The following is a 13,190-nucleotide window of genomic DNA, read 5'->3' on the forward strand; positions in this document are numbered from 1 at the left end:
TCTTTATCCAGCTAATTTTGTGCAATTGGTTTGTTTCAAAATCCAAGTGCCAGATTATAGAAATTATCATTCGTTTTTTCCATCTATTTTTGCAAAAAATCAAATGCACCCAACATATAATCATCATTGATGATTGCTTGAATATAAGGTAAATTTACCGTTAAAATCAAGGTAAATTTATTGGATATCTCAACTGCTGGTGGATAATTATCTTAAACCATTAAAATAAAAACAATATTGTTTTTTTATGATAAATTGATTTTATCAGTATTTATGACAAGATATTAAAAATATATCGAATCGATCTTGTAAGGGATATATACCTGTGATCCAGAACAAAGACAGCCAAAACAATAAGAATAATTTTGACAGTTTGGCCGGCCGTATAAAACAGCGGCTTGAAAAGCTGGGCAAGAGTGAGCGCAAGGCCTCGCTAGAGGCGGGGTTGAGCGATTCCTTTTTGCGTAATATTCGTGAAGGGAAATCGTTGTCACCGCGTATTGATACACTCGAAAAAATAGCCGTTGTTTTGCAGACAACTGCACAATGGCTTATGAACGGTGAAGGAAATGCGGAAACTTTGCACCAAGATGCCCACTTAGAACCATCATCGGGCATATATAACGATAATGGCAATGATCTGGCAGAGTCAGCCAATGGTAGGATTGTTAAGGGGTTAAAATTTGGCACTCGGCGGCTGCCGGTTTTTGGCCAGGCCGTTGGTGGTGTTGATGGGGATTTTCCAATGAATGGTACCGTCTTATTTGATGTTCTATGTCCACCACAATTGGAAGATGTTGAAGATGCTTACGCGATCATGATTTCAGGCGATTCTATGTATCCACGCTATGAAGATGGTGAACTTGCTTTTATTGATCCAAATCGCCGTGTTAAAAAAGGTGATTATGTTGTTGCGCAAGTTATAATCAAAAATGAAACCACGCCCCATGCTTTCATCAAAAAATTTCTGCGCCACAATGCACAAGAATTGGTTTTAGAGCAGTTTAATCCAATGAAAGAATTATCCTTTCCCCATGCAAATGTTGTATCGGTACATTTTATTGCTTTGGCTGGCGTGATTTCTTAAAGGAATTCACGCCAAATATTATTATCAACCAATGAATTTAGGGCTGTTAAGTGTTATGTGAAGTGAAAATTTTTTACTCTCACTTTGGAAGATATAAACCTACCCAGATTATTTGCGCCAATTTAATATGCGTATAATGATAAATATTGGCACCACCACCGCTGCACCAACAAAAATAACATTGAGCAATTGGCTGGCAGATGAAAAGCCAGTACGCCATAAATGGGCAATCATATCCCACAACCGTTCAAAAACATTAAATGGTGTCCAGCCAAAGAAGTTAAGCAAAGCACCAATAATAAGCGAAAATATTAGTAATTTGATAAAAACTCTGCCTGGTGAGTCACCCAAAAATGATTGCAACCATTTTGTCATATAAATTTCCGATCAATTACTTTTATTGGCATTTGAGAGCTGATTAGCATCAGCCATTCCATCATTCATGATAATATAGGAGGTTTCAAGGCGCTTGTTAATAATTTATCATAGGTAAATTACAATTTCTTTCTTCTTTTTGGACTTTATATCCAATAGGGTATGTCGAGCATTTTTGTCGCAATAGGTAAGCTATGCAAGTCATCCATTTTATCCTATATTAAGGGCAGGGCTTAAAGTCGTTTGCTAAATGAATGAGGTGGAGTGAGCACAATTTAATGCTTGAAACCATTAATTTATAGTGATTGAATGAGCTAGGGTCAGGACCTATTAATTTGAACGAAATGGTATGAGGAAATTTTTGTGAGAACAAGGAGAAGAACCGCAGGAAATATAAATATTTTCAAGGGGCTTCGACAAAGTTATCGCGAAAATTTACCATATCCTGAAAGGACACAAAAACAGCTGTAATCTACTGCGTCGTAAAGCTTAACTGGGTATACCACCCACTTTTCGCTTTCCTCCTTGTATATTTTTGCTGTTTATTGTGCCATTTCATTTAAATTAACAGGTCCTGACCCTCGGCAGAATAAAATCGCTTTAAAGTATTTTATGTTCAAGGAGAGGCTATAATGAAATTATATCGCTTTTTAACCGGACCTGATGATGCTAGTTTTTGCCATAAGGTGACGGCTGCGTTAAATAATGGTTGGATGCTTTATGGCAGCCCCACTTATGCTCCCAATCCTGAAAATGGCGTTATGCAATGCGGTCAAGCAGTGATTAAGGAAGTTGATGGTATTCAATATACTGAAAACATGAAGCTTAGCCAATATTGAAATATTATGTAATAAAAGTGGTGGCGTACAAAATTTATTAAAAATTGTTTTGTTTTTGCATGAAATAACGCGAAACTATAAAATTAGAGCATTTTTATTAAGTTGGTTAAAGTGCTCTAATGATGTTATTAAATTGTAATGCTTATTTTATTGGACGCCGTACAAGACGCTATTCGCGTTTCATTTTACCTGCAATAGCGGCATTAATAATAGTAAGAGCTGCTTTTTGCGTAAAACGGATAGGATACATGTGGGCAAGTGGGTGATTAACCGACATTTGCTCAAGCATTAATTTTTCTTTGCGTTTTATCTTTGCGGTTCCCACAAGATTGGTCAATTTACTTGGTACGCCAGCCAAGCGGCGTAATTTTAGTAAGGCTTTGGCAAGCCCTGTCGAGCCGCCTTTAATGCCAAGGTGGTTAGCAAGGTCGGTTAGTCGTGGGTCAAGCACCTCAAGATTATAGGTAAGGACATGGGGGAGAAGAAGCCCTGCAGCCTTGCCGTAACCCACGCCATAGATAAAACTTAAACAGCGCGCTAATGCAGCTGTTGCCCCTTGTCTTTGGGTGCCTGCAAGGGCTGCCATGACCGCCGCACTTAATAAATGGGCATGAATTTCATGGTTTGTTGGATTATTGATTAATTGCGGCAATTGCGCAAATATAGTTTTGGTGGCCTCTAGGGATAGATTGTCAGCCAAAGGGTCAAAGCCGCCCACACACCAAGCTTCAATGGCGTGGACAAGAATAGCAAGAGCAGAATCGACCAATAATGCCCTATTTTGTTTACAAGCAAGTCTTGTGTCAAAAAGAACGAGTTTGGGTAATTCTATCTTATGCAAAGTAACTGCGGGATATTTTTCACCGGTTTGGTATGAAAATCCATAAGGCAAAAATTCAGTTGTATTGCCAGCAGTTAGAGGAACCGCAATGACGGGTATTTTTAAGTTATTGGCCGCAAGGCGCGCAAAAGCTATGATACGGCTAGCACCAAGAGCGACAACGCAATCAAATTCGCCTTTCATGATAATTTCATCGGCAAAACCAATGCTTTGATCACTAACGTAACCAATATCTTCTGAAAAACTACCAAATGAATAATTGCCGCGATCAAGTCGGCGCAAGAGATTTTTAACAATTGCCGAATTGGCAGTTTGCTTATCACAAATTATGATAGGGCTTTTAAAATTATAATGATCAAGCTGCGCTTCAATTTCGCTAATACGGCCTTCACCTAATAATATACGAGTGGGAATATTCCACTCAGCCTTGGCAACACTATCATTCATCATAATAATCAATCTCTTTAAATCATTTTTCACCAAGAACAAAAGCTGGTTGCATTTATATCGGTCTATAATCTTTATATGGGGCAGCGAAATGAAATTGCTATAAAGTATTTATTGCTAATTAAGTAAAGTCTTATTTTAAAGAACGGATGAAACCAGCTCATTTTGTCCTTCAAATCGTTCCGCGTATTTTAACAATACGCTAAAATATCGGTTAGATTTTTTTAAATTCATTCGAACAACATATAGATTTTATCAATCTATGCAAAAGAAATTGCAAAGATTGATATATTTATCGCGTTAAATAGCTATTTAAGGCATAGCAATGCTCAGTGCGGCAGTGGCTTTAGGCCAATTGGTTGTTTAGGGGCAGGACCTATTAATTTAAATGAAAGGCGTCTTTCATTAAAATACACATAATAAAAGACAAGGGTCAGCGCTAATTAACTTCAAGATATGGAAAATTTTCTTATACCATTTGCTTCAAATTAACGAGCTCTGACCCAATGAGATTTTTTATTAAAAACCAATCATATTTTTAGTTGTGCATATTTTTATCAAAAACTTTAATTTTAAAAATATTAGCTATTATAGCTTCTGGTAACACGGTCAATAACGCGTCTTCCCATCAAGCTTGCAGCAAGGTCCATCATCAAGGTTGCGGTTTTGCCTCGCTCATCAAGAAACGGGTTAAGTTCAACAAGATCAAGGCTAGAAACCAACTTGCTATCGCTTAAAAGTTCCATAATCAAATGGGCTTCACGAAAGGTTGCCCCGCCAGGTACGGTTGTGCCAACGGCAGGCGCAATCGAAGGATCGAGAAAGTCCACGTCAAGGCTGACATGCAAAATACCCTTGGCTTGTTCAACTCGCTCCAAAAAGCGGCGCAATAAAACACCGACACCCAGCTCATCAATATTGCGCATGTCGCAAATGGTAATTGGTGTTTTATTAAGCGCGGTACGTTCAGCGCCATCAACACTACGAATGCCAAAAAGACAGATATTTTTAAGCGGAACTGGATTGGCAAGGGGAGGGAAATAACCTTCAAAACCTGCTTGACCACTGAGATAGGCAACAGGTGTGCCATGTAAATTGCCACTTTTGGTGCTATCAAGTGTATGAAAATCAGTATGGGCATCAAGCCATAAAACAAAAAGCGGTTTGCCGATTTGTTGTGCATAGCGTTGCATTCCGGCGACAGTACCAGCCGATAAAGCGTGATCGCCCCCCATAAAAATTGGAAATCCTTGGGAGCGCTCTTGATAGGCACGCTCAGTAATAGCCTCAATCCAATCATGAACCTGTGGTAAATGATAGATTTCTTTATTTGGGTGGTGGAGTTTTGACTTAGAGGCAGGGGTTATATTGCCAGTATCAATTACATTATGCCCCAAATCTTCTAAGGCCTTTACGATGCCAGCTGCACGATAAGCACTTGGCCCCATATCGCAGCCCAAACGCCGTGATCCATCTTGCATGCCAATACCTACGAGGCGAATATCCATATTTTTTCCACTCTTTGTTAAAAAAATGCAAACTATAAACGAGTTATGGCATTTTTATGTGATATGATAATGACAACAATAACTGACGTTATCATTGTGTTTTTCGTTAGATTTTGTCTATTTAACTTGATGCTAATTAAAACTAGCTAAATATTCGTGTTCTAATAAGGTAATTAGATCACTTGCTGGTAAGAAACGGGCAAATGGTGCTCCTTGGCCAGCCCAATAACCGCCAATATCAAAATTTTGTTCCTTTGCCATAATGGACATGATCTGTTTTGTCGCATCATAGGCAAAAGGATAGTCGGCAATAATATTGGTATCAAGGCTCATGCCCCAACCAACAAAATCATTCATAAGGCTACGAGCGGGCCGGCCAGAAATGACCTGCGTCATCGTTGTGTTATAGGCTGCATCAGACTTTAATAATTGCCGATAATGCTCATTTGCTGCGCTTTCTTTGCAGCCAATAAAGGCAGTGCCAAGTTGCACGGCACTTGCACCAATTTTTTTATAAGCGGCAATATCTGCCCCAGTCATGATACCACCAGCCGCAATGATTGGAAGATTAAACCGGTTGACAAGAAGATTGGTCAAAACATGGGTAGAAAGCCGACTATCAAACTGGTCGATGTCGAACATACCGCGATGGCCACCTGCTTCATAGCCTTGTGCAATAATCGCATCAAAGCCGCTCTTGGCAATTTGTTCGGCCTCGATAAGGTTGGTTGCGCTGGCAATTAAAGTCGCGCCAGTTTTGCGAAATAGCGCAAGGATATTTTCATCAGGAATGCCAAAATGAAAGCTAATGATCTTAGGTTGTAAATCGCAAATAGCCTCAGCAAAAGACATATCATGCTTTATCGAGCCGTAAACCGCTTCAAGGGGCTTATCTAGTTGGCAGTTTCCGTTAAATAATTTTTCATTTAATACTTGACGCCAATGGCTTTCTTTTTGGCGATCTTTTTGTTCATCAAGCGCAGTTGCAGGCTCATGGCAAAAAAAGTTAATATTAAAGGCAGCATCGGTTAAGGTTTTGGTTTTCTCAATCATTAAAACCGCGTCATCGAGCTTCAAATTGCCAATACCAAGCGAGCCAATGGCACCAGCATTACTTACTGCGGCAGCTAATTGCGGGGTTGATACGCCAGCCATCGGCGCTTGAATAAGACTAGAGCGAAAATGATTATTATCTGTTGCTTGTTTAAACATAGCCTCCCCTTTCTCTATCATTATTTTTATTCTTATAAGAAAAATAAATTCATCATGCAAATTTAACGGCTGAAGATTGCTGCAATTTTTCGTTATATTAAATTCAGTTCGAGAGTAGGTCCATTTATTGTTGAGGCAATATCATGATCTAATTTTTTATTTTGTTGTATTGTTTTACGCAAAAATTGACTGAAATTTTGCAGGAAAAGATTTTAAAAAATGTGTAATCCTTTCCCAAAAAATTGAAATAAAAATTTGCTTTTCATCATTTGGCTTTCATGTAAAGCTGTGTAATATCGAGTTAAAATTTCAATTATATTGAGGCTCATATATTTGAGCCGATATAATGAGACAGCTATCGCAGGATTTTTTGATAAGAGGCAGATAAATGGTTAAACTGAACAAGATTTATACCCGTACTGGCGATGACGGTACGACTGGGCTTGTTGATGGCTCGCGCCTGCGGAAATCCAATCCCCGTATTGAAGCTTACGGCACAATTGATGAAGCAAATGCCACAATAGGCATAGCGCGGCTTTATATTGAACAAGGCAGCATGCTTGATGTCATACTTTTGCGTATTCAAAATGATTTTTTTGATTTAGGCGCCGATCTTGCTACTCCTTTGCGTGATGATAATTTACAAGAAAGCCATGATTTACGTATTGTTGCCGCGCAAGTCAGCCGTATTGAGCAAGAAATTGATGTTTTGAACCAAGCATTAGAACCATTGCGTTCTTTTATTTTACCTGCTGGCAGCCATGCAAGTGCCTATCTGCATCTTGCCCGCACAATTACTCGCCGTGCGGAGCGTGCTATGGTAGGCTTGCAAGAAGTGGAGGCAATCAATCTTGCCGCCTTGCATTATGTTAACCGCGTTTCCGATTTGCTCTTTGTTGCGGCGCGCTACGCTAATAATGATAAGGGTGGTGATGTTCTTTGGGTGCCTGGTGAAAACCGCTAAATTTGATTGAGCTAGTACTCCTCATATAGGTGAATTTTTTGGAAGATCACACATGAAACGAGGTTCAATGCAGGAGACATCCTATATTTGGTATATTGGGGATTTATATCTTATTCTCCCCAATGACAATGGCATTGATTATACCAATCAGGTTGGTGGCCGATTAAAGGACGAAATGAGCAGCAAAGGCTATTTATTGCCATTACCTATTTTTGATAATCTATCGCTAAAACACGAATTATTATCGCTGTTTGGACAAAGCTATGATGGTGGTTATTTAAATGACCATAAGGATATTTATCAACGGTTAAACCTATTGCTAAGGCTCTTTGCTTTAGACGATAGTATTGCACTAGACGAGGAAAAATTACATGATTCATGCAATCAATGGATTCATATCCTGATTAAAAAACCGCTTGCCTATGATAATCAATTAGATTGCGGTGACGTGTTTCACCATAAGGGTGAATCCTATCCAATAAAAGCTATTTTAACATGGAGCCTTTTATATTTAAGCGACATTGCCCCGATAAATCATCATGTCGATATTGACCACTTAAAATTTGATATGAAAATTTATCAATCCTTAGAAGCACGCGGCCGCGATACGACAAGTTGGAAAGACCGGGTGCTAGGGCAGCAAACAAAACAAATCGGCAAATTATGCCGAAAACAAATGGACTATATTGCATTTGAAACAAAAAAAATATTAATATCAATTAGTTTGATGGAAGAGCTATTAGTAAAGGCGCAAGCGCTTGATATCTCATGTCAAGCTTGTGTGGAGCTTAAAGAAAAAATTGCGGCGATGAAAGCAACAATTTTTCTTGATAGAGATCCTTACCCTAACGCACCAAACAACGAAGCTTATAGTTAATTGTAATATTTTGCCTAAATCACTTATTTTTTAATGTGTGCATGTGTTTTCTATGTAAGGTGATATTTAAATGGACTGTCAATTTTCCACTGTTTTGAACAATTATCGTGATGTTGTGATTTTACTGCCTTGTCCAAACGCCATGATTTATAAGATAAAAATAGGCAATTCACCGTTTGTCGAGAAAACAATTAGCGCAAATTTGATCCCCTTCCCTATAGGTAATAATTTGCAATTCAAACAAGCATTACTTTCATTATTTTCTAACCTACCTAGAGAGTTAGGCCTTAACCGTAATAAGCACTTTTATGACAAGTTTAATGATTTACTCACCGAATTTAATATATCAAATAGTTTTATCATCGATGACGGAAAACTACCCCAATCATGCAATCAGTGGCTTCATATTTTACTAAAAAAAACGAGCGGAGATTTTGCGCAATTCTTTAAAAATGATGATGATTGCCAATTCAAGCCCGCAATATTAACTTGGGCAAACGACATTGAGTTTTGTGCAAATGCTACTGCAACGAGCCAAAAACTTATCACTATTTTACGCAATCTTGATAAATATAAACAAATGAAAATGGATGGACATGCAGTGCCACTGGATAAAAGTGCAATCGCTAAAACAATTTTATCGGTATGTTATGATGAAATGGATTATATGCAAATGAAACTGCAAAACATTGAAACCTATCGCAACAATATATCAGAATTAATTTCTTTGGCTCAACATAATTTACCCGATGATTTGCATGATGATAAAGATTTGCCGGCTTTGTATAACATTTTGAAGTAACTGCCTCTAGTCAAATAAAACGTATATTAATTAAGAAAGCTAAAATCACCGTCATTTTGCAATAGATAATTGAAGCTTTTTTAATAGCTATTGATTGTTGTAAATTTTGTTTGGGAAAGATGAAAAATACTTATTGCAATTTATAAATGCCAAGTTAGTCTTGATTTACTTGAAAATCTAAGCGGGGGTTTATGGTTTCTATTGAAAAAATCGAGCAAATAGCACCAGATCAAGCCTCGCTTGCCGCGGCTTCAAAACTGCGTAAAGCCTCCAAATGGCCAACTCTTGCCTGTGATGATGGTGGATTGGTATGGGGCGAGTGTCAAGGTTCTGGTTCCACGCCTTATCGCACTGTATTTTGCGAAAGTGATATGGGGTATAAATGCAATTGTCCAAGCCGTAAATTTCCGTGTAAACACAGTCTGGCAATCATGTGGATGCGGGCGGAAACCCCTACGCAATTTGTAGAGGCCGAACGCCCCGACTGGGTAAGCGATTGGCTATCGCGCCGGCGCGGCCCATCAACTGCTGCAAAAGCTGGCAGTGACAAAGCCGATGATAAGCCAAAGCCAAAACTTTCTGCTGATCTTGCCAGTTTGGATATTGAAAAGCCATTAGATCCTGAAGATGCTGCAAAGGCTGCCAAACGCTCGGCTGATGCGCGTGAGCGTAGCCGCAAACAGCGTGAAAAATTGGTAGGCGATGGTTTAGATGCGCTTGATATTTGGCTTAGTGACCAAATATCGCGGGGGCTTAATGGTTTTGATGTGCGCGCAATTAGTGATTGCCGTATATTGGCAGCCCGCCTTGTTGATGCCAAAGCTGGCGGCCTTGCAAGCCGGGTTGACCAATTATCCAGTGCAATTTTTGGCCTAAATGAAGCATTGCGCGCTGATTTTGCTTTAAAGCAGTTGGGCGTGCTGCATATTATTGCCATGGCCTATCGCAATCGTGAAGCATTGCCACCACTACTCCATAGTGACCTTTTGGAAACTATTGGCTGGAATGTTGAAAAAGAAGCTTTATGCCAAGACGCGCAAGCTTTGCGTATTAAAGCAGATTGGCAAGTGGTTGGCACCAGCAGTGTTGTGCAGCCCGATAAATTGCGCCGCAATGAAATATGGTTGATTGGCAAAGATAGCAATGATCAATGGCAAAAGGCAGTCTTATTAGACTTTTTTCCGTTAAGCGTTGGCTTGGTTGGTTTGGCTTTTGCGGTTGGAGATTGTTTTTCAGCCGAGCTCGTGTTTTATCCTTCGCCCGTGCCAAGACGCGCATTAATTGCAGAACAAAGCAGCGCAACCCAAACGCGGGCAAGTTTAACCGTTAGTGGGCAAAATTTACAACAAAGCTTTAACGATTACCAACAGGCGCTAACTTTAAAGCCATGGCTCACCCAAGATTTGCTGATGGCTGATAATGTGCATCTTTACCAAAAAAATGATGGGCTTTATGTGGTGGGTGAAAAAATTTGTTTGCCTGTTCATAAAGATAGTATTGATGAAATGCGCTTGCTTGGCGGTGTTGGTGCTTTCACGCTATTTGCGCTTTGGGATGGCACATGGCTGCGCGCACTATCAGCGCAAACGACTATCGGGCTTTGGAGGGCATGATTAAATGACGGATTTTTCCCCCCACCTTTTAGCGCAATCCTTTATGCTGGGTACAACAAGGCGGCCCGTAAAAGACAATGATCTACCACTATTGGTTGACAAAACAGCAAATATGGACACACGCCAATTAGCAGCTTTTGCCCTTGCTGCGCAGACTTTGCGCTTTGAGCCGCCGAGCTTGATTGATGACTTACAAGGCTTTGAACCATTAGCTCAAACATGGCCTTTTATGTCGACGCAAAGCCGCCGCGCTTTATTATCTTTTCTCGACAAAAATTCTGCAGATAGCAAACTTGCAGAAGCAGCTGCGATGCTCATTGATTATTTTCAGATTAGCCCTCACCCTTTTGATTTTTTAAAACTATCAAATTTTGCAAAATCTCACGCTGCTATGCTGGGTCCTAATTACCAAAAACTTTGCGGCGTTGAAGACGGCGGTAAAATTGACGAAATGCATTCTGAAGAGGATTGGCAAACTGCCTCACCTTCAGCAAAAGTAAGGTATTTTTCTAAATTACGTTGGCGTGATCCTAAGGCTGGACTAGAGTTTTTAGAAAAATATTTTTCTTCTCAACCTGCAAATATTCGCTACAGTTTGTTAGGGCACATGAGTGCTTATCTTAGTGAAATTGACCGACCATTTTTAGAGGGACTGTCTACAGATCGATCTGTTCATGTGAGACAAGAAGCTGAAAAGCTAATTAAAGATTTACACATGACAACTTTGCTTAATGACAGAAATAACCAGCTTATCAAATCGATTGCAGTTGAAAAAAAAGGTTTTATAAAACGCCGTAGGACTTTAGCACTTGATTCAGCAACAGCACAGAGAATGAAGATAGCAAACAATGGGACTCCGTATGGGGTTATTCAAGACTTTCGCCATATTTCACTAAATGCGTTGATTGAAGCTTTGGATTTTGAGAGTGTTGAAAGTCTATTTGAAGCGGCCAAAGATGATGAAGCGCTTATTATTGGTTTTGCCGTTAGTGCTTTTGTCCATCAAGAATTTACTGCATTAAAAAATAGCGCCCATCTTTTGCCTGCTGATTTATGGCAGCATTTTTTATGCTTTCCAAGTTATAATATAGCTATCGAAAGCGATGATGAAATCGAATTTTATATTGAAAATTTATTTCATCCTGAAAAAATGACATCACCTCTATTACCTGATCACTTAAGCCATCTCTACACAATTATAAAAAAACCTTTACCAGTTGAAAAATTTGAGGCCTTAGACCAATCGGGACTGCTAGACCAATATATCAAAGATACATTAGAGCTAGAAGAAGAAGAAAGAAAAGTTTCTTTTCAACGTATGATGCATGCTTTTGCAGCATTAACTCCACCTCAATCCTTATCAATTTTAAAAAAATATATTGACAAATGTCCTTATGAATATGTGGACAATGTTCAATATTATATCAAATTTGCGACAGCCATAGCGAAGGATGCAGCCCAATGAGTGAGCAATTAAGAAAGAATGCCGAAAATCTTTATGCCCATGAGCTTGAAGCTTTACGCAAGGATGATGACCGTTCGCGTCCACCGGGTTGGCTTATGTCACCCAATGCTGTCGTTGATTATTTAATGGGCGGCACAACCAAGGACGGTACAGAAATTTCACCCAAATATATTGGTAATCGCCGTTTGATGGAAACCGCCGTTGCAACTCTTGCTACCGATCGCGCTTTGCTGCTGCTTGGTATGCCCGGCACGGCAAAAAGCTGGGTGTCGGAGCATTTGGCGGCAGCAATTTCAGGCTCATCAGAGCGGTTGGTGCAATGCACAGCCGGAACCGATGAAAATCAGCTTCGCTATAGCTGGAATTATGCGATGCTTTTAGCCCATGGCCCATCGCAAGAAGCCTTGGTGCGCACGCCGGTTTTACGTGCGATGACCGAAGGAACCTTGGTACGCCTTGAAGAGCTAACCCGTATGGGATCAGATGTTCAAGATACACTTATCACTTTACTTTCAGAAAAAACACTGCCTGTTCCTGAACTTGATTTTGCTTTTTCAGCTAAGCAAGGTTTTAATGTTATCGCCACCGCTAATAATCGCGATAAAGGCGTTAATGAATTATCATCAGCATTAAAGCGCCGTTTCAATGTGGTGGTTTTACCCGCCCCTGCCACGATTGAAGAAGAAACCGCTATTGTCACCAAACGAGTTGGCGAAATTGGTGGCGGCTTAAAACTGCCAGAAATTGAACCTGCGGCGGAAGAAATCAGCCGTATTGTTACAATTTTCCGCGAATTGCGTGAAGGCCAAACCCTTAATGGCAAGCTAAAACTTAAAACTGTTAGCGGTTCACTTTCTACAGCTGAGGCTATTTCGGTTGGCATATCGGCTTGGGCACAAGCAGGACATTTTGGCTCTGGCCGTGTTGATGCGGTGAGCCTTGCTGGTAATCTTGTCGGCGCTATTGTTAAAGACCCCGGTGCCGATAGTGTAGCGCTTCAAGAATATATGGAAAATGTCGTGCGCACACGGAAAAATTGGGATGATCTTTATACCGCTTTGCGCGATGTTGTATAATTTTGCGAGCCATTTTTTAAAAAAGCTCACAAAACCAAAGAATAAAAAGCATCTATGCTTTGTGAGTTTTGAAATCTTGAAATG

At 39.9% G+C, this 13,190-nt stretch carries 12 protein-coding genes; 8 read left to right on the forward strand and 4 right to left on the reverse strand.

The annotated features are described in order from the left end of the window. Positions 1-325 precede the first annotated feature (325 nt). On the forward strand, positions 326-1,087 hold the full coding sequence (locus tag N6A79_RS13815; protein ID WP_268546395.1) for an XRE family transcriptional regulator: 762 nt from the start codon (positions 326-328) through the stop codon (positions 1,085-1,087). Positions 1,088-1,195: 108 nt separating this feature from the next. Here the strand turns inward: N6A79_RS13815 and N6A79_RS13820 are convergent, their stop codons facing one another. Next, positions 1,196-1,462: a DUF6460 domain-containing protein gene (locus N6A79_RS13820; RefSeq protein WP_182418192.1), complete on the reverse strand. Its 267-nt coding sequence runs from the start codon at positions 1,460-1,462 to the stop codon at positions 1,196-1,198. 632 nt (positions 1,463-2,094) lie between these two features. Between N6A79_RS13820 and N6A79_RS13825 the strand changes: the two genes are divergently transcribed. Next, positions 2,095-2,301 (forward strand): DUF1737 domain-containing protein, encoded by a 207-nt coding sequence (locus N6A79_RS13825; RefSeq protein WP_182418193.1) that lies wholly within the window; start codon positions 2,095-2,097, stop codon positions 2,299-2,301. A gap of 169 nt (positions 2,302-2,470) precedes the next feature. On the opposite strand, the gene N6A79_RS13830 is transcribed toward N6A79_RS13825, so the two are convergent. The 3 genes from N6A79_RS13830 to N6A79_RS13840 form a co-directional block, all read right to left on the reverse strand. Continuing rightward, positions 2,471-3,592, reverse strand: coding sequence for an iron-containing alcohol dehydrogenase (locus tag N6A79_RS13830; protein WP_268546396.1), 1,122 nt, complete (start codon positions 3,590-3,592; stop codon positions 2,471-2,473). 578 nt (positions 3,593-4,170) lie between these two features. Then, entirely contained in the window at positions 4,171-5,097 is a 927-nt protein-coding gene (rocF, locus tag N6A79_RS13835; protein WP_182418195.1) for an arginase, read from the reverse strand. A 132-nt stretch (positions 5,098-5,229) separates the two neighbouring features. Next, a complete protein-coding gene (locus N6A79_RS13840; protein ID WP_268546397.1) occupies positions 5,230-6,309 on the reverse strand; it encodes an NAD(P)H-dependent flavin oxidoreductase in 1,080 nt (359 codons plus the stop codon). 388 nt (positions 6,310-6,697) lie between these two features. On the opposite strand from N6A79_RS13840, the gene N6A79_RS13845 reads away from it, so the two are divergent. The 6 genes from N6A79_RS13845 to N6A79_RS13870 all read left to right on the forward strand — a co-directional run bounded on the left by N6A79_RS13845 (position 6,698) and on the right by N6A79_RS13870 (position 13,106). Next, positions 6,698-7,273, forward strand: a complete 576-nt coding sequence (locus N6A79_RS13845) for a cob(I)yrinic acid a,c-diamide adenosyltransferase (RefSeq protein WP_262079173.1) — start codon at positions 6,698-6,700, stop codon at positions 7,271-7,273. A 52-nt stretch (positions 7,274-7,325) separates the two neighbouring features. Then, entirely contained in the window at positions 7,326-8,150 is an 825-nt protein-coding gene (locus N6A79_RS13850) for a DUF6210 family protein (protein WP_268546398.1), read from the forward strand. A 70-nt stretch (positions 8,151-8,220) separates the two neighbouring features. Beyond that, entirely contained in the window at positions 8,221-8,952 is a 732-nt protein-coding gene (locus N6A79_RS13855; protein WP_268546399.1) for a hypothetical protein, read from the forward strand. A gap of 191 nt (positions 8,953-9,143) precedes the next feature. Continuing rightward, positions 9,144-10,565, forward strand: a complete 1,422-nt coding sequence (locus N6A79_RS13860) for an SWIM zinc finger family protein (RefSeq protein ID WP_268546400.1) — start codon at positions 9,144-9,146, stop codon at positions 10,563-10,565. Between the two features lie 178 nt (positions 10,566-10,743). Next, positions 10,744-12,030, forward strand: a complete 1,287-nt coding sequence (locus N6A79_RS13865) for a DUF5691 domain-containing protein (protein ID WP_268546401.1) — start codon at positions 10,744-10,746, stop codon at positions 12,028-12,030. Further along, positions 12,027-13,106, forward strand: a complete 1,080-nt coding sequence (locus N6A79_RS13870; protein ID WP_262079183.1) for an ATP-binding protein — start codon at positions 12,027-12,029, stop codon at positions 13,104-13,106. Before N6A79_RS13865 ends, N6A79_RS13870 begins: the two co-directional genes overlap by 4 nt. Positions 13,107-13,190 lie beyond the last annotated feature (84 nt).

This window comes from Bartonella sp. HY761, from assembly GCF_026743145.1.
GTDB lineage: Bacteria > Pseudomonadota > Alphaproteobacteria > Rhizobiales > Rhizobiaceae > HY038.